Genomic DNA, 17227 nt, shown 5'->3' with positions numbered 1-17227 from the left:
CGAGCCGATCACAGTCGTCGGCGCAGGGGAATGGAGACTGCCGTTCCGAGGCCCAGAATCACCGCGACCACTACCGACCCGGCCACCGCCGCATCGCGGGGCCGATGATCGACGGCGAGCGGTGGGAGCGGCGCACCGATCGCGACCGCATCTGCGGGGACGGTTCGCTGCGTCGGTGTCACGACGTCGGTTACCGCAGCGAGTGGATCGACGACACCGTGGCCGACCGACGGATTCCATCCGTCGGCCGGCGCATGAGCTGTTCGCTCGATGCGGTCGATCACTTGGAGAGCGGACAGATCGGGCCTGTACGCCCGCACCAGTGCCGCTGTCGCAGCGACGAGCGGTGCGGCGAAACTGGTTCCGGTCATCGGTACTACGCCGTCGGTGCCCCGAATGCCGTTGGCCAGGCCGTTGCCCGCCGGCGACAGCGACGTCATGTTGGAGCCCGGAGCAGCCACGTCCACCCATGGTCCGGCCAGGCTGAACGACGACGGCGAACCGTCCAACTCGACCGAACCGACGGTCAACACGTCGTCGAACCAGGCAGGTGTCGCGATGGTCGCAAACCCTTCCCACGGGTCCGCCTCGGGCCGGACCGGATCGGGCATGGGGTTCTGTGTCCTGCACGCGCCGCTTCCGAAGTTGCCTGCCGCAGCCACGACGACGGCGTCACTCTCACGAACGGCGTACTGCACTGCTGCACCGAGTGGGCCGTCGGCGACGCCTGCGCCGGCAGGTACGCACGCCACTTCGGAGATGTTGATGACCGATGCGTCTGCGTCGGCCGCCGCCCGGATTGCCATGGCCATCGTCCGTACGTTTCCGTACCCGGCAGCGTTCTCGGGTTCGGTCGTCTTCTCCTGGTCGGTCCTGTTGTCCACGACTTGAAACACGTTGCTGGACTGACGGATCGACAGGACACGGGCGTCCGGAGCGCCGCCGGCGAAACCGCTGCCGGAGGCCGTCTGTGCGGCGATGAGACCGGCCACCATCGTGCCGTGCGCGTCACAGTCGAGCAATCCGTCGCCGGTGCCGACGTAGTCGCCCCCCGGAATCAGACCCGGCAGACGTGGGTGAGGCGTGACGCCCGTATCGATGACGGCAATCAGTTGACCGGCTCCGCGAGTGATCGGCCATACGGACGCGAAGTCGAGTGCTTGCTGCGCCGTCGGAATTTCCCGGGCGTCGATCGTTTCGGAGGGGACGGCGCACGCGTTCTTCTGCTCGGTCGGTTCCAAAGGCGCGGGAGGGCTGGGCGGTGGCAGTTGCACCGGATCGATGAGCGGGCGTTCGGCGTGCGCGAAGGACGGTCCCATCAGGGCTTCGTAGGTGAGGGTCAGGACGGTGAGCGCGGCAACGGTGTGCGCTCGACGCCGGCGCGCGGTCACAGTCCGCGGACGACGCTGTACAGACCGCACACCCATACTGCGATCGGAATGACGAGGGCGATCGCGGCGTATTCCGCCAGTTCGGCCGATCGCCGCATCACCGGCGAATAGTTGCGGGTCGGAACCAGGGCTCCGAACACGGATGCGACGACGGCGGCGGCCAACGCCGCGCCGAACAACTCGAGTGCACGGTCCGGAAATGTGATCACTGCCCCGACCGAGAGCGAGAACAGGACGACCGCACCACCACCGACGAGTGGGACGGCATGTGTCACAACGGCATACGTGCGTCCGCGCAGAAGTAGCACCAGCGCGCACAGTGCGGCGAGGGCGATGCCGGGCCACCCGGAACCGGTCGCGGTGTCGCTCGCCGCCGCAGCGAGTACTCCCATCACCACCACGATCGTGAACGCCGTGAGCAATCCCGTCAGGTAGCTCCGTGCGCGCGTGGCTGCCACCTGCAGATCTGCGAACGACATCGAATCGAGCTCTGCCTCCTGGGCGGTGTCCAGTGGGGCACCGGCGGTGGGGACCGGAGGCAACGGAAGCCGCGCCTGCATCATCGACAGTCGGGCCGACACGGCGATTCCGGTCAGACCTACCAGTGCCGCGACGGTACCGATGGCCGCCGGCGTCATCACGGTGAACAACGCGCAGGCCGCCGCGGCGAACGCCGACACTGCCAGCACGATCGACCCGGTGAACACGGCGAGCCCGGCACCGCCGATTCGCAGAGACAACAGCGCGATCGAGCCTGCCATGGCCGAACCCAACATCACGTGAGCTGCCCCGAACTGGCCGGGTACGAACAGCGTTCCACCGGTGAACATCAGCGCCGAGGCGCATCCCCCGAAAAGCACCGCGACGGCCACCTGCTCGTACAGCCGGCCGAGAATCATCCCCGCAACGGCGAACAGGACCGCGGCCGTGACCGCGGCGACTGCCTCGACCGGGCTGCTCGTGTTCTCGGCACCGGCTCGCACCGGGTCACTCAGAACGATTCCGCAGGCGAGCAGGACCGTCGAGCCCGTGATGATCGAACCGACCGTGCGTGCAGTACGCGCGGTCCACTGAGCGACGTCGTCGTTGCCGGCCCGGGCCACGGCATCCATGAGATCGTCGAACAACGGAGTCGGTGCCGGACGCTCGGCGACACCCAACACCAGCAGGTCGCCGTCACGTACGCCCAGTTCCGACAGTGTGGACGTCGACGGTAGCGGCGGACGTCCGATACGGGACAGCGTCCAGGCCCCCGACAACCCGTCGGATCCGGAGTCCGCGGTCCGGCTCCCGACCGGACCCGGTCCTTCCGCAGGTTCCGCTCGTGACGCGATCATGTCGACGATCCCCGGAATCAACAGCGACACCGGAACGTCGACGGGCAGTGCCATATCCACTTGGGTCGACCCCGCCGACACCGTCACCCGGCACACGTCCTGGGCGAAGACGGCACGCAGCCCCTGCGCACGTCGGGCCGGGTCCGATGCGATGGTCGGTTCGGCTGCGTCGGACGGTGTGTTCGTCGTTGCGGGACGGCTGTCGGCGCGTGTCATGGATATCCCCCCGGATGCGTGCAATGCACTGTCGATGCCCGCCCCCGGGCATCGTGCGTCCACACCCTACGACATCACGCCGACACTCGACCGCTCGTCGCCTCCGACGAGACCTGCTCTCAGCAGTCAGGCAGGAACCAGCTCGCTCACCTGGGCCAGCAGCTCGAACGACCTGAGCCAGGATCGACGATCGGAGACGCCCGAGGCGACGATCAACTCGTCTGCTCCCGTGCGCTCGGCGAATCGGTCGAGGTACTCCCTGACCATGTCGGGTGTCCCGACGGCCGAGTACTTCGTCATCTTCGAGATCTGTTGCCCCGCAGGTGCTTCCAGCACCATGTCGGCTTCTTCGTCGGTGAAGGTGCGACCCCGTCCGAGCAGCAGGCTCACGCGGCTTCTCTTGGTGCGGAGGAACTGGGCCTGAGCCTCGGCGACGGTGTCCGCGGCGATCACGTTGACGCCCACGATGAGGTGAGGTTCGGACAGCTGCGCCGACGGACGGAAGTCGCGGCGATAGATCTCCACGGCCTGTTCGAGTGCGTCGGGTGCGAAATGCGACGCGAATGCATACGGCAGGCCGAGGGCTGCCGCGAGCTGTGCGCCGAAGAGAGACGATCCGAGGATGTACAGCGGCACCTCGGTGCCGGCACCCGGCGTGGCACTGACCCCGGGGACGAGGGACTGGTGAGACAAGTACCCCTGCAGCTCCTGGACATCCTGGGGGAATCGGTCCGAGGACGCGGGGTCGCGGCGCATGGCGCGCATGGTCACCTGGTCGCTGCCGGGGGCGCGGCCCAGTCCGAGATCGATCCTGTCCGGGAACAACGTGGCCAACGTGCCGAATTGCTCGGCGATGGTGAGCGGCGCGTGGTTGGGAAGCATGATCCCGCCGGAGCCGAGTCGAATTCGCTTCGTGTGTGCGGCCACGTGCCCGATCAACACCGACGTCGCCGACGATGCGATCGTCTTCATGTTGTGATGTTCGGCGTACCAGATGCGCTGGTAACCCCAGTTCTCGGCATGCTGGGCGAGCGTCACGCTGGCGTCGAAACTGTCTCGGATTGTTTCGCCCTCGCCCACGTGTGCGAGATCGAGGATGGACAGGGGTACGGACACGGAAGCCGACCTTTCGTTCGTCGAACATGTGCGGCCTTGGAGCCGCATTCTTCGTTCAACCGAATGCGGTGCCGTTCTATTTCTGTATCCCGATGCTTCGACGCAACGGTGGACCCTCCGGTTGTGCATGCGTTAGCCTGTCGTCCACGCGGCCTCGGGGGGAGGTCGCCGCGAATGCAGTTGTGGGGGCGCGGCCGTGGGGGCTGATCGATGAGTACCGTGCGCTTCGTTCGCAGCGCGCGCCGGGAAGTACCTCGGTCACCGGGCGGCGAGGTCGTACTTCAACCGCCGCCTCCCGTGCCGCGCGCGGTACCCGGCAATCTCCTGATGAAGCTGATGCCGCTGGTGATGGTCGCCGCCATGGTCGGAATGGTTGCGCTCATGTTCACTTCCGGTGCGGCAGCGAACCCGATGATGTTGATGTTCCCAGCCATGATGCTGATGTCGATGGTGGGCATGTTGGCCGGCGGGGGCAAGTCCGGGGGAGCCCGTACCGCCGAGGCGAACGAGGACCGTAAGGACTACCTGCGGTATCTCGACCAGCTTCGACGAGACGTCGCCGACACCGAGCGAGATCAGCGCAGGGCACTCGAGTGGAGCCACCCGGATCCGGGCACTCTGTGGTCGACGGCCGGAACGCAGCGTATGTGGGAACGTCGGCCTCAGGACGCCGACTTCGCCCACGTGCGGGTCGGGCTCGGCGATCAGCGTTTGGCGACCCGACTCGTGCCTCCCGAGACCGGACCTGTGGAAGAGCTGGAACCGGTGTCCGCGGTGTCGCTGCGTCGATTCGTGCGAGCACACTCGGTGGTGGCCGAGTTGCCGATTGCCGTGTCGCTGAGGGGATTCGCCGCTCTGTCGATAGCCGGGGATCGCGATGCCGCTCGTGCGATGGTGCGCTCGATGGTCGCCTATCTCTGTACCTTTCACGGACCGGACCACCTCGCGGTTGCCGTCGTCTGCGGCCCCGACACCGTGGAGCAGTGGGAATGGACCAAGTGGCTGCCGCACACACAACACGACGTGTTGCGAGACGGTGCCGGTTCTGCGCGAATGATCTTCGGCAGTGTCCTCGAGCTCGAGAGCGCGCTGGGGGACGTCCTGTCGATGCGGAATCGCTTCGCACGTGGGGCGGTGAACAGTGGGGTCACGCAGTTGGTGATCGTGGTGGACGGCGGACTGGTTGCCAACCGTTCGACCGACCTCACCGACACCGGCCTCGATTCCGTCACCATCGTCGACCTGTCCGGGTTGTGCACGCGACTGGCGGCAAGTCGCGGGCTTCAGCTGGTGGTCGAGAACGGCTCGATCGGTGCGGTCAGCGGCACGGCAGTCGAGGTCTTCGCTGTGGCGGACGCGATGAGTACCACCGAGGCACACGCCGTTGCTCGACGCCTTTCTCCGTATCGCGCGCCGTCGTCGCCCTCCGCTGTCGATACCGTCACCGACGACGGGGCCGCAGTGTCGGGATGGAACAGCCTCGTCGGAATAGCCGACGTCGGTGCGCTCGATACGGATCGAGCGTGGACAGTGCGTCGCGGTCGAGACCGGTTGCGGGTACCCATCGGCGTCGCACCCGACGGCAGCGCGGTCGAGATCGATTTGAAGGAGTCTGCCGAGAACGGCATGGGTCCACACGGATTGTGCATCGGCGCAACGGGTTCGGGTAAATCGGAGTTTCTGCGTACCCTCGTTCTAGGGTTGGTGTCCACCCACGCCCCGCAGCAGTTGAACCTGGTACTGGTCGACTTCAAGGGCGGGGCGACCTTCGCAGGGCTCGAGGCCGCGCCGCACGTTGCGGCCGTGATCACCAACCTGTCCGAGGACCTGGCTCTGGTCGACCGGATGCGTGATGCCCTCGCCGGCGAGATGAACCGTCGGCAGGAGTTGCTGCGCTCGGCCGGAAACTTCGCCAATGTGTCCGACTACGAGAAGGCGCGCGCAGCGGGAGCTGCTCTGGCACCGTTGCCCGCTCTGTTCGTGGTGGTCGACGAGTTCTCGGAATTGCTCAGTCAGCAACCGGAATTCGCGGAATTGTTCGTGGCTATCGGGCGGCTCGGACGTTCGTTGCACATGCATCTGTTGTTGGCCAGTCAGCGTCTGGAAGAAGGCAAGCTGCGCGGACTCGACAGTCATCTGTCCTATCGAATCGGTCTGAAAACGTTCTCGGCCAACGAGTCACGTTCCGTTCTCGGTGTTCCCGACGCCTACCACCTGCATGCCCAGCCCGGTGCCGGCTATCTCAAGTGCGATTCGGCCGAGATCGTCCGCTTCGCTGCGGCCTACGTGTCCGGACCGTACGTTCCGCCACGTTCGAGTGCGGGGGCACCCGCCGCGCAGGGCGTCGATATCCGTCCGAGGCCGTTCACCGCATATCCGGTCATGGTCGATCCCGTCGAGAACGACGTCCGTGTCGAGCCGGTGGTCGAACCGGATCCGGTCGAGAACGACGACACCGGCGCGACCGTTCTCGACGTCGTCGTCGGCCGAATCGCAGGCCGCGGCATGCCGGCCCACGAGGTATGGCTACCGCCGTTGGACAAGGCACCGACACTGACCCGCTTACTGCCTCGGTCGGTACTGAGCGGCGGCGTCGATGCGCTGAGCACACTTCGTGCTCCGATCGGCATCATCGACAGGCCGTTCGATCAGCGGCGGGATCTGCTCACCGTCGACCTGTCCGGTGCAGCCGGGCACGTCGCGATCGTGGGGGCTCCGCAGTCGGGGAAATCGACGGCCCTTCGGTCGCTGATCATGGCTCTGGCGATGACGCACACACCCGCTCAGGTTCAGTTCTACTGCTTGGACTTCGGGGGTGGAACGCTGGCCGGGTTGGCCGAACTACCGCACGTCGGATCGGTGGCCAACAGATTGGACGTCGACCGAGTGCGCCGGACCGTGGCCGAGGTCGCGGCTGTCGTTCGTCAGCGGGAGAAGACGTTTCGAGATCGCGGCATCGATTCCATGGTCGAGTTCCGGCGGCTGCGGGCGATGCAACCGGTCGATGCGAACGACCGGTTCGGCGACGTCTTCCTGGTGATCGACGGATGGCAATCCATCAGATCCGACTTCGAGAGTCTCGAACAACAGATCGCGACGCTGACGACCCAGGGACTGGCATTCGGTCTGCACCTCGTTCTGACGGCCTCTCGCTGGGCAGAAGTGAGGCCCGCGACGAAGGATCTGATCGGGACCCGGCTCGAGCTGCGACTCGGAGATCCGTCGGACTCGGACATCGGCCGAACGAAAGCCGCCAGTGTGCCGCAGGGCCGACCGGGCCGGGGCATGACCAAGGACGGTCTCCACCTGCAGATCGCACTGCCTCGGGTCGACGACCGTCGATCGGTGGCCGACCTGTCCCGAGCTGTCGCAGAGTCCGTCAGCGCGATCGCCGCAGCGTCCACGGGGCCCCCTGCCCCGCCGGTCCGCATGTTGCCGGAGATGCTCGAACGGTCGGAGGTGCTCGATCGACTCGCCGGCGCCTGGCCCCGCGACCGTGGCACCGTTGCGGAACTGAGGGTTCCGATCGGCATCGACGAGGCCGAGCTGGCTCCGGTGACGGTCGACTTCGCCGAGAACCCACATTTCGTCGTCTTCGGCGACAGCGAATGCGGGAAGACGTCCCTGCTGCGGGGGATCTGTCGATCGTTGGTCGATGCGAACCCACCCGATCGGGTGAAACTGATCGTGGCGGACTATCGTCGAACTCTCTTGGGCACAGTCGATTCCGAGCATCTGGCCGGCTATGCGGCCGCGCAGGCGACGTTGACGGCGATGATCGTCGATCTCGCAGGCAGAATGAGCAGGCGCATGCCGGGATCGGACGTGACCCAGCAGCAACTTCGCGAGCGGTCGTGGTGGGACGGGCCCGAGGTGTTCGTCGTCGTCGACGATTACGACCTGGTGGCCACGGCGTCCGGAAACCCGTTGTCGCCCTTGGTCGAGCATCTGCCACACGCCCGGGACATCGGACTGCACCTCATCGTGGCGCGTCGCTCGGGCGGGGCGGGGCGGGCACTGTTCGACCCGGTGATCGGGCGGCTACGCGACCTGGTGACTCCGGGATTGGTCATGAGCGGGAGCCGAGACGAGGGGAGCTTGATCGGCACCGTGCGTCCGAGCCCGATGCCGCCCGGACGTGGAGTGTTCGTCGATCGGTCCGGCCCCGCGCTCGTGCAGCTCGGACACTCGAGTTGACGAGGCCGCAGTGGCGTTACGCGGCTGTGCACCTGAGTCATTCGGAGATTTCTGTCGTCGCGTCCGGTGCGACGCTGCAGGGTCCACGCGAACACGTCGGATCCGCATACGCGGTATCGGAGGGTGGCCGGCTCGTCTTCGGGCGGGCGGGCGCGGACACCGAGGTCCCTCCGCTGCTGTGTCTCGACGATCGATCGATGCTCGTGGGCGGCGCAGTGTGGGATCGCGACGAAGTCCTGCACGGGATCGTGTGGTCGGCGCTGCAGGGAGCCGGGATACACGACCGACTCGATCTGCTCGAGATCGCGTATCCCTCGACGTGGGGCGACGAGCGTCGAGAGCTCCTCCGAGCCGTGTTCGCCACGTCGGCGAGCGAGGTCGTCGTCGTGGAGACGGCGATCGCCGCGGTCGCGTCGGCGGGAGAACGCGCACCGGCTGCTGCGGTGGTGATCGAAGTGGGCACTCTCGACACGACGATCGTTCTGGTGGACGAGGCAGGAACTCACGGCGGCGACATCGGTGCAGTACTTGCTGTCGGAGAACGAGACGACAGCTGGCGACGACGAGCCGACGACTACCTTCGATCGTCGGTGTCGCAATGTCCCGAGGACATTTTCATCGTGACGGAGTCGGGTTCGAGCTCGAGCCCCGTTGCGGAAGATCCGGCACGATGGCTGACCGGTCTCGACGTGGCCAGGTCTCTGTATCGACGTGCGGGAGCGGAGGTGGAGACTGCCCCGCCAGGTCGAGCCGCGGCAGGGCGCTCGGCGGCATGGCTCGACGAAGTGACCGTCGCGGTGCCACCTCCCCGAAGAAGCGGATTGCCGGTTCGAGTGTTCGGTGCGGTGGCCGCATCGGTCATCGTTGCCGGTGGTGTCGTTGCACTGACGTTCGTCCTTCGGTCTCCGCAAGAGGTGGCCGTCGCGACCTCGCCGCCGTTCGCGGTGCCTGCCACCCAGGCGGTGTCGACGACCGGATCCACCTCCGCGACCGAAGCCGCCCCCACGACCGAAACGACCTCGGCGACAGCAGTATCGGCGACGAGCGAGTCACCGTCGGTGATCCCGTCGGCGACGTTCGTCTCGGGCCGGGCGTCGCTGCGACTACCGGCGACCTGGACCAGGATGGAGGACCCGGCCCGGATGGTGTTGATTCCGCCGACAGCACCCGAGCGTCGCATCGTCGTCACAGTGCAGGAACTGGTGCCCGGCTCGACGCTCGAACAGGTTGCGTCCGAGCTCGGTGCGGCAGTCGACGCGCGTGGACCCGACTCCCCGATCGGATCGCTGGAGCCTGCCCGTGATTTCGGAGGTCGGGTGGGGATCTCGTACGTCGAGCGGCCGGCCGATGCGTCCACTGTGTTGTGGCGTGTGCTGGTCGAATCGGATGTGCAGGTGAGCATCGGCTGCCAGTTCGAGGGACCGGACTCGTCCGCGATCGACACCGAATGTGATCTGGCCACCCAGACTCTGGAGATCGTGCCGATGAGTTGAGGCCGCCGCGCAGATTTTCGCCGTATGCCGGAACCGAACCAAGGGGTGGCTGCGTCCAAGGAGATGTAGGGGAGTGAGCGGGCCGCACGCGGTCCCTCGGTCGAGCGTCATGTGCGCCGCGGGCGTACGTGAATACCAAAATCGAAGCAGAGGAGTCGAAGTGGGATATCCAGGGGGACCGGAATCTATGGGTTCGTCGAACGGCGTCACCGTCACACCGCAGGAGCTCGTTGCCGCCGGGGCGACGATCGAGGGCCTGAGCGTGTCGATCGATGCGTCCAACTCGGCCGTGCGTTCCATCGTCGAGCAGACCGCCGAGGCATGGGTGGGCAAGGCCGGCAAGTCGTTTCAGGATGTCATGTCGCAGTGGGACACCAGTGCCCAGAAGATGCGCAGCGCGCTCGAGCAGATCTCGGCGGACATCAAGACCAACGGCCACGGCTACTCCGATGCGGACGACGACAACGTGGCGGCTGTGAATCAGGTGGCGGGATCGCTCGGTTCGGGACTGACCACGTTCAACTGACGGCACGACCGGCCACCGACGGCCGACCACACGACCGAGCTCTATTTAGGAGACTGATTCGACATGAAGTACGACTTCGCTCAGATCGCGGCGTTGACCGAGGCGATGAACAAGCAGGCGAACGTGACCAAAGACCTTCTCGCCGACGTGGACGGCACTGCGAAGAGACTCTACGAATCGTGGGAGGGCGACGCGATGACGTCCTACTACGAACTCCAGCGTCAGTGGAACTCCGCATCCGACGAGCTCAATCTCATTCTGTCGAGCCTCGTCGCGGCCGCCCGCACCGGCGGCGAGGCCATGCACGGGGTGGAGATGGCGAACAAGGCGCGCATGGCGCGCTGACCGTCGACCACGAGCGTCGTATGCCCCGATCGGCACTTGTCGGTCGGGGCATACGACTGTCGAGGGGCGCGGCACCTGGCGTGGGTTGCGGTGGCGGTGTGTACTGGACGGATGACGGATTTCGGGACGGCGATCGATGCCGAGCGTTCTCGCGCCGAACACCGCCTGCACTCCCTTCGCGACGAGCTCGCGTCGGTCATCGAAGGCAGCCGGTGGACCACCGACGACGACGAACACGACCCGGAGGGTTCCACCATCGCCTTCGAGCGTGCCAAGATCGCGGCCCTGATCTCCGACACCGAGTCCGAGATGCGCGAGCTCGACGCCGCGTCCACGCGGTGGGATCTCGGGACGTACGGCACGTGCGAGCGGTGCGGAGAGTCGATACCGGCGATCAGGCTCGAGGCATTGCCTGCGGCCCGCCGCTGTGTGCGGTGCGTTCGCCTGTCCTGAGCCGGTCTTCCGCGTCGGAGGCGTTTTGACCTGGGTGCCGGCTCCCGGTATCGTTCCCCGTTGGCGTGTATGGGCTCGCCGCATTTCTTCGATGCGCAGAGCTCTTGTCCTCGGGTCTCAACTGGCCGCCGAGGGCATCCACACGTCTTGGCCAGCAGCGACATCATGAAGACAGGAATTTTCTGTGTCTACTTACGCCCCGAAGGCCGGGGACACCACCCGGACGTGGCATGTGATCGACGCCACGGACGTCGTGCTCGGACGCCTCGCCGTCCAGGCCGCGACACTGCTCCGCGGTAAGCACAAGCCCACCTACGCACCCAACGTCGACGGTGGCGACTTCGTCGTCATCATCAACGCCGAGAAAGTTGCCATCAGTGGCAACAAGCTCGATGGCAAGTTCCACCACCACCACTCCGGCCATCCGGGCGGTCTGAAGTCGCGCTCGACGCGTCAGGTGCTCGAGAACAACCCCGACCGTCTCGTGGAGAAGGCCGTTGTCGGCATGATCCCGAAGAACAAGCTCGGAAATGCCATCGCGAGCAAGCTGAAGGTCTACGCGGGACCGAACCACCCGCATGCCGCTCAGCAGCCCGTTCCGTTCGAGATCAAGCAGGTGTCCCAGTGACGGCGCCGGAGGGAAATGACGTGACGTCGCAGGAGAACATCGAAGAGATCGCCGCCGACGAGTTCGTGGCAGTGGAAGATCCCGAGGTGGCCACGGAAATCGAAGCTGCTGCAGCTCCGGCCCCCATCGTGTTCGATCGCCCGATCCAGACCGTCGGACGCCGCAAGGAAGCCGTCGCTCGTGTTCGGTTGTCCTCGGGCACCGGTGGATTCAAGCTCAACGGCCGCACCCTCGAGGATTACTTCCCGAACAAGGTGCACCAGCAGCTGATCAAGGCTCCTCTGGTGCTGGTCGACCGCGCGGAGTCCTTCGACATCGCGGCACTGCTGCACGGTGGCGGACCGTCGGGACAGGCAGGCGCGCTGCGTCTGGCCATCTCGCGTGCGCTGATCGAGCTCACCCCGGACGATCGCCCGGCTCTCAAGGCCGCCGGCTACCTCACGCGTGACGCGCGTGCGGTCGAGCGCAAGAAGTACGGCCTGAAGAAGGCCCGTAAGGCGTCGCAGTACTCCAAGCGCTGACGCGTCTTACCCGTTCCATCCTCGAGGGCAGGCTCCAGCAAGATCGGATGCCTGCCCTCGAGGCATTTTCCGACGATGTTCTCTCTGTTCGAAGGGGTCTTCATTCATGGCGCGATTGTTCGGCACCGACGGAGTGAGGGGACTCGCAGGCGGGGTCCTGACGGCAGAGCTCGCCATGACCATCGCCCGGGCTGCCGCCGCCGTGCTGGCACCGGATGTCGACGGTGGTCGACGGACAGCGGTCGTCGGCCGTGACCCCAGAATCAGCGGTTCGATGCTCGGTGCCGCAGTGTCGGCCGGGCTCACTGCCTCGGGTGTCGACGTGATCGACGTGGGCGTGCTGCCGACCCCCGCGGTCGCCTACCTCACCGGCGAATACGGCGCGGCGCTGGGCGTGATGATCTCCGCCTCGCACAATGCGATGCCCGACAACGGAATCAAAATTTTCGCCGCAGGCGGGCACAAGCTCGACGACGACATGGAAGATCGCATCGAGGCATTGCTCGGGGTGGACGGCCGCACCGAGAAGCCGGTCGATGTGACCGGCGCTGCCATCGGTCGCATCGACGTCGCTCCCGACGCTGCCGAGCTCTATGCCGGGCACCTCGTCGCACCGCTCTCGCACCGACTCGACGGTGTCACCGTCGTGGTGGATTGCTCGCACGGTGCAGCCTCGACGGTCGGACCGGAGATCTACCGCCGGGCCGGTGCGACTGTCGTGGCGATCAACGCCGAGCCAGACGGGCTGAACATCAACGACGGGTGTGGTTCGACGCACCTGGAAGGGCTGCAGAAGGCTGTCGTCGAGCACGGGGCCGACCTCGGGATCGCGCACGACGGCGACGCCGACCGCTGCCTCGCGGTCGATGCCTCCGGTGCGGTGGTGGACGGGGACGCGATCATGGCTGTGCTGGCCATCGCGATGAGTGAGAACGGCACGCTGACCGACAACACGTTGGTCGCCACCGTCATGAGCAACCTCGGGCTCCACATCGCGATGCGCGAAGCGGGAATCACGTTGCGTACCACCGCAGTCGGTGATAGATACGTCCTCGAGGAGTTGCGCCGCGGAGGGTACGCACTCGGTGGTGAGCAGAGCGGACACGTCGTACTCCCTGCGATCGGGACGACCGGCGACGGGATCGCGACCGCGCTGCGTGTGATGGAGCGGATGGCCCGGACCGGACGCACCCTGGCGGATCTGGCGTCGCCGATGCGCACGCTGCCCCAGGTGTTGATCAACGTACGTGTCTCGGACAAAGCTGCGGTGGCGTCGGCACCGTCGGTGTCGGACGCCGTGGCCGTCGCCGAGCTCGAGCTCGGCCAATCGGGGCGAGTTCTGTTGCGTCCCAGCGGGACCGAACAGCTCGTGCGAGTGATGGTGGAAGCGTCCGAACTCGACGTCGCGACCCGGCTCGCCGAGGAGTTGGCGGGCCGGGTCGCGGCGGTCTGATCGTCAGGCGGTGTCCGATCGTCAGGCGGTGAGTTCTCGCAACGCGGTGAGCTGCGCGACGCGTCCTGCGGTGTCCTCGGCCAACGGTGCGACGTTGAGTGTCGTCACGCCGGCTTCGGCGAAGGCTGCCACGCGCTCCTTGACGTAGCTCTCCGGTCCGATGAGATTCACCGAACGCGCGAGCTCGTCCGGAACCGCCGCTGCTGCTTCCTCTTTCTTGCCGGCGAGGTACAGGTCCTGAATCTTCTCGGCCTCGGCTTCGTAGCCGTAGCGCTGAGCGAGGGAGTTGTAGAAGTTCTTTCCCTTGGCACCCATGCCGCCGATGTAGAGCGCCAGGTGCGGCTTGACCCAGGGGAGGTACTTGTCGGCGTCCTCGCCGATGGCGAGGGTGGGACTGGCGAACACCTCGAGTTCGCCGAGTGACGGATCGCGTTTGGCCTTGCCTGCGGCCAGCGATTCGCCCCACACGTCGGCTGCCTTCTCCGGGAAGTAGAAGATGGGCTGCCAGCCCTCTGCGATCTCTGCGGTGAGCTCGACGTTCTTCGGTCCGAGAGCGGCAATGACGACCGGAATACGTTCGCGCACAGGGTGATTGATCAGCTTGAGTGGCTTGCCCAAGCCGGTTCCCTTGTCCGCCGGCAACGGGATCTGGTAGTGCTTGCCCTGATACTGCACTTTTTCTCGACGCCACACCTGGCGGCAGATCTCGATGACCTCACGGGTTCTGGCGATGGGTGCGTCGTACTTGACGCCGTGGAAACCCTCGACGACCTGTGGCCCGGATGCGCCGAGTCCGAGAACGAAGCGCCCGTCGGAAACGTAGTCGAGGCCGGCGGCCGTCATGGCCGTCAGCGACGGCGTTCTCGTGTAGATCTGGAAGATGCCCGACGCGATCTTGATCGTGCTCGTCTTGGCCGCAAGGAACCCGAGTTGACTGACGGCGTCGAAAGAATAGGCCTCGGGCACGAAGATGATGTCGAGGCCCGCCTTCTCGAGTTCGGCTACCTCGGCAACGGTCTCGGTGAAACCACCGCTGTAGTTCAGCATCGTTCCGATGTGCATGGGACTCCTCGTTCTCGAGTAGCTGGTGGAGCTGCTCGGTTGTCTGTTACCGACGTTTCGTATCGGGACGTTACCGCTCGCCGGGGAACCGATGGGAGTCGGCGCACGTCATAGAGGGAAAGGGGCACTTCGAGCGGGAACGGGCGGGCGATGAGCGACGGATTCTGGGTGGACGCGGTCCGCGTGCGCGAGGTGGCGAACTCGATGACGGCGTCGGCGGAGGCCCTGGGCACGGCAGCCGATTCGATCGCATCACCGGGATTCGGTACCGCCGCCGCAGGACGGAACTACGGAGACCTGGGCGCGGCCTATCTCGACGCCCACTCCAGGCTCGGGCGAGCCGTCGGGGTGTGGCGATCGTCGGTCGACGACATCGCGGATGCCCTCGTCGCCGCGATGAGCGCGTACGAAATACAGGACGACGCCGGTGCCCACGCGATCGACTCGTTGCGGTGACTGTTTCTTCCACCTCGCCCGCCGAGGCAGCATCGGTCGACGAGATTCTCGACGCCAATGCCGTCGGGCTGCTGTATTTCGAGCGTTTCCTGCCGTTGGCCGAGCGTGTTCCCGGCAGCGAAGTCCCGCGCTACGACGAGGTGTGTGCACGGTACGACGAGCAGCGCGGCCTGAACCTGGAGGCTCTGGCGTCCGACGCAGATGCGGTCGGGGCTATGGCTGCGGCGCTGGGTGAACAATTGGACGAGCAGACGCAGCTCCTGATCGTTCTTCGACTGCGGTGGCACGGTGACGCCGGTGAGACGGCCCAGCGATATGTGGCCACCGAGCAGGAGAGAGCAGGGGTGCTTCTCGACTCGGTCGAGGATGCGCTGCAAACGATGTACGCGGCTGTGGACGTACTGCGTGAGGCTGTGACCGACAAGGCCGAGCTCGTCGGAAGCCTCGATACCGACGCCGTGGAAGGACACGATCCCGACCGAATCGATGCGCTTCTGCTGGCCTCGGGCATCGAGTGCGTCCCGGTCGACCGGGCAACCGTGTTCGCCCGCCTGGCACCGGCGTTTCCGGAATGGGCCGAGCGATTCGCGCGAGCAGACGTATCGGACGAGTTTGCAGCCGAGGTCGCCGACCGGTCTCGAGAATGGATCGAGGGCGAGTTCGTGCCACATGTGCAACGCACGTGTGCCGCAATGTCGTCTGCCTGCACGGCCACGGACACGGCCGTTCGAGAGTGCCTGGCCCTGGTGGTGAAGATCATCGAGGAAGTCGTCCACCCCGTGTTCGACGAGCTCGACGAGCGCAGCTGGGTGCCGCTGGCTGTTGCTGAGAAATCGAGTGAGCGGTCGTCGCCCGAGAACTGCCCTGCGGCGGTCACGGCCGGAGCTGGGGGAGAGGCAGCCGTCACCGGACCCGCATCGGCAGCCCACCCTCCGTCCGAGGTGCCGGCCTCGGCTCCGCCGGCGCAACCGGCACCTGCTCCGGATGCACGTGCCACCGGTCCCACGGCGTGGGGCGAAACCGAGAACGACAATGGTCGTGAAGACAGTCGGGTCGATGCAGTCGCCGGACTCGTCGACGGCATCGTGGACGGCATTGTGGACGACATCGTGGACCGGGTTGTCGAGGCGCTCGGTGACAAGACCGGCGACGGCAGTCTCAGCGACGAGACCGATGCCGACCCCACCGCAGAATCCGGCCCCACCGCAGAACCCAACCCCGCCTCAGAACCCGACCCCACCGCAGAACCCAATCCGACTGCAACGCTCGATGATCCGCCCGCTTCGATCCCGTCGCCGGAATTCGGTGATGCATCGAAGGTCGTCGGCGAGCGCGGCCATCTCGAGGCCGAACTCGACGGCCATCGTGCCCGTATCGCGCTCGAACACGATGGGGCCGTATCGCTTCGACTCGAGACACCGGGCCTCGGGGTGCGCACGTTCGAGTTGCGCGTCGGTCCCTTCGGATTGCCGGAGATCGTCGAAGTTCCCGGGACCGTCGATCCGAGCGGTGTCGGGGTGTCGAACCGGTCTTCGGCGACCGTGGAACCGCCGGAGCCCGCCGCGGGGGATCGAACCACCACCGAACCAGAACCCGAGACCGAACCGGGTTCTCCTTCTGCCGAGTCCGGCGCTACCGAGCCGAACACAGCGACCTCACCGCCGGTGGATGTCGCACCGGCCGACGAGCCGCAGGTGGGTAGTGAACCGACGGACTTGCAGCCCGCATCGACCGCGGACACCCCGGAGGTATGCGTTCCTGAAGCTTCGGGCGAGGAGCGCTCCGTCCGGCAGGGCTCGAACGAGACTCATGAGGTACCTGCAGCTCCCGTGGCCCCTCCGGTCACCGAACCTCAGCCCAGCTCGGCGGGGTCCGGCGCGGGCTTGAGCGAGGCGGGTGCACTCTGAATTCGGACCCCGCGTGGCGTCGTGAACTGCACCGTATTCGCGACGCGCATCGGTCGGCGATGGCGGATGCCGCCGAACGGCTACGGAATCCGAGAGAACCGGCGAGAACCGATGTGGGACAGGGGG

General features: G+C 66.2%; 14 protein-coding genes. 10 read left to right on the top strand and 4 right to left on the bottom strand.

The features are described from left to right. Positions 1 to 8 precede the first annotated feature (8 nt). The 3 genes from mycP to CH285_RS01130 form a co-directional block, all read right to left on the bottom strand. A complete protein-coding gene (mycP, locus tag CH285_RS01140; RefSeq protein WP_052053790.1) occupies positions 9 to 1427 on the bottom strand; it encodes a type VII secretion-associated serine protease mycosin in 1419 nt (472 codons plus the stop codon). Next, positions 1388 to 2944 (bottom strand): type VII secretion integral membrane protein EccD, encoded by a 1557-nt coding sequence (eccD, locus tag CH285_RS01135; protein WP_052066176.1) that lies wholly within the window; start codon positions 2942 to 2944, stop codon positions 1388 to 1390. The genes mycP and eccD overlap by 40 nt, the downstream gene beginning before the upstream one ends. A 126-nt stretch (positions 2945 to 3070) precedes the next feature. Continuing rightward, on the bottom strand, positions 3071 to 4060 hold the full coding sequence (locus CH285_RS01130) for an LLM class flavin-dependent oxidoreductase (protein WP_032388205.1): 990 nt from the start codon (positions 4058 to 4060) through the stop codon (positions 3071 to 3073). A 210-nt stretch (positions 4061 to 4270) separates the two neighbouring features. Here CH285_RS01130 and eccCa point away from each other — a divergent pair, with 210 nt between their 5' ends. The 8 genes from eccCa to glmM all read left to right on the top strand — a co-directional run bounded on the left by eccCa (position 4271) and on the right by glmM (position 13676). After that, positions 4271 to 8257 (top strand): type VII secretion protein EccCa, encoded by a 3987-nt coding sequence (gene eccCa / locus CH285_RS01125; protein WP_094642606.1) that lies wholly within the window; start codon positions 4271 to 4273, stop codon positions 8255 to 8257. Continuing rightward, positions 8254 to 9750 carry a type VII secretion-associated protein gene (locus CH285_RS01120; RefSeq protein WP_141214991.1) on the top strand — a complete coding sequence of 499 codons (1497 nt, stop codon included), beginning with the start codon at positions 8254 to 8256 and terminating at the stop codon, positions 9748 to 9750. The genes eccCa and CH285_RS01120 overlap by 4 nt, the downstream gene beginning before the upstream one ends. A 187-nt stretch (positions 9751 to 9937) precedes the next feature. Further along, positions 9938 to 10276, top strand: coding sequence for a WXG100 family type VII secretion target (locus CH285_RS01115; protein WP_032365623.1), 339 nt, complete (start codon positions 9938 to 9940; stop codon positions 10274 to 10276). Positions 10277 to 10339: 63 nt separating this feature from the next. Further along, on the top strand, positions 10340 to 10621 hold the full coding sequence (locus CH285_RS01110) for a WXG100 family type VII secretion target (protein WP_032365622.1): 282 nt from the start codon (positions 10340 to 10342) through the stop codon (positions 10619 to 10621). A 111-nt stretch (positions 10622 to 10732) separates the two neighbouring features. Then, positions 10733 to 11074, top strand: coding sequence for a TraR/DksA family transcriptional regulator (locus tag CH285_RS01105; protein ID WP_027496343.1), 342 nt, complete (start codon positions 10733 to 10735; stop codon positions 11072 to 11074). Between the two features lie 184 nt (positions 11075 to 11258). Continuing rightward, a complete protein-coding gene (gene rplM, locus CH285_RS01100; protein WP_027496344.1) occupies positions 11259 to 11702 on the top strand; it encodes a 50S ribosomal protein L13 in 444 nt (147 codons plus the stop codon). After that, on the top strand, positions 11699 to 12223 hold the full coding sequence (gene rpsI / locus CH285_RS01095; protein WP_094642605.1) for a 30S ribosomal protein S9: 525 nt from the start codon (positions 11699 to 11701) through the stop codon (positions 12221 to 12223). Before rplM ends, rpsI begins: the two co-directional genes overlap by 4 nt. A gap of 106 nt (positions 12224 to 12329) precedes the next feature. Continuing rightward, positions 12330 to 13676, top strand: coding sequence for a phosphoglucosamine mutase (gene glmM / locus CH285_RS01090; protein ID WP_027496346.1), 1347 nt, complete (start codon positions 12330 to 12332; stop codon positions 13674 to 13676). Between the two features lie 21 nt (positions 13677 to 13697). On the opposite strand, the gene CH285_RS01085 is transcribed toward glmM, so the two are convergent. Beyond that, positions 13698 to 14738, bottom strand: a complete 1041-nt coding sequence (locus CH285_RS01085) for an LLM class F420-dependent oxidoreductase (RefSeq protein WP_027496347.1) — start codon at positions 14736 to 14738, stop codon at positions 13698 to 13700. Between the two features lie 150 nt (positions 14739 to 14888). Between CH285_RS01085 and CH285_RS01080 the strand changes: the two genes are divergently transcribed. Further along, positions 14889 to 15194, top strand: coding sequence for a type VII secretion target (locus CH285_RS01080; protein ID WP_094642604.1), 306 nt, complete (start codon positions 14889 to 14891; stop codon positions 15192 to 15194). Beyond that, a complete protein-coding gene (locus CH285_RS27640) occupies positions 15191 to 17101 on the top strand; it encodes a hypothetical protein (RefSeq protein WP_094642603.1) in 1911 nt (636 codons plus the stop codon). Before CH285_RS01080 ends, CH285_RS27640 begins: the two co-directional genes overlap by 4 nt. The last annotated feature ends 126 nt before the right edge of the window (positions 17102 to 17227 follow it).

Source organism: Rhodococcus sp. 05-2256-B1 (genome assembly GCF_002258465.1).
Lineage (GTDB): Bacteria > Actinomycetota > Actinomycetes > Mycobacteriales > Mycobacteriaceae > Rhodococcoides > Rhodococcoides fascians.
The sequence above is the reverse complement of the archived record's forward strand: the minus strand, read 5'-3'. Positions and strand labels throughout refer to the sequence as shown.

Excerpts from the sequence above, each read along its gene's own strand:
- CH285_RS01110 (WP_032365622.1), top strand. The coding sequence starts at position 10,340 with ATGAAGTACGACTTCGCTCAGATCGCGGCGTTGACCGAGGCGATGAAC.
- CH285_RS01085 (WP_027496347.1), bottom strand. The coding sequence starts at position 14,738 with ATGCACATCGGAACGATGCTGAACTACAGCGGTGGTTTCACCGAGACC.
- eccD (WP_052066176.1), bottom strand. The coding sequence starts at position 2,944 with ATGACACGCGCCGACAGCCGTCCCGCAACGACGAACACACCGTCCGAC.
- CH285_RS01080 (WP_094642604.1), top strand. The coding sequence starts at position 14,889 with ATGAGCGACGGATTCTGGGTGGACGCGGTCCGCGTGCGCGAGGTGGCG.
- CH285_RS01115 (WP_032365623.1), top strand. The coding sequence starts at position 9,938 with ATGGGTTCGTCGAACGGCGTCACCGTCACACCGCAGGAGCTCGTTGCC.
- glmM (WP_027496346.1), top strand. The coding sequence starts at position 12,330 with ATGGCGCGATTGTTCGGCACCGACGGAGTGAGGGGACTCGCAGGCGGG.
- mycP (WP_052053790.1), bottom strand. The coding sequence starts at position 1,427 with ATGGGTGTGCGGTCTGTACAGCGTCGTCCGCGGACTGTGACCGCGCGC.
- eccCa (WP_094642606.1), top strand. The coding sequence starts at position 4,271 with ATGAGTACCGTGCGCTTCGTTCGCAGCGCGCGCCGGGAAGTACCTCGG.
- CH285_RS01105 (WP_027496343.1), top strand. The coding sequence starts at position 10,733 with ATGACGGATTTCGGGACGGCGATCGATGCCGAGCGTTCTCGCGCCGAA.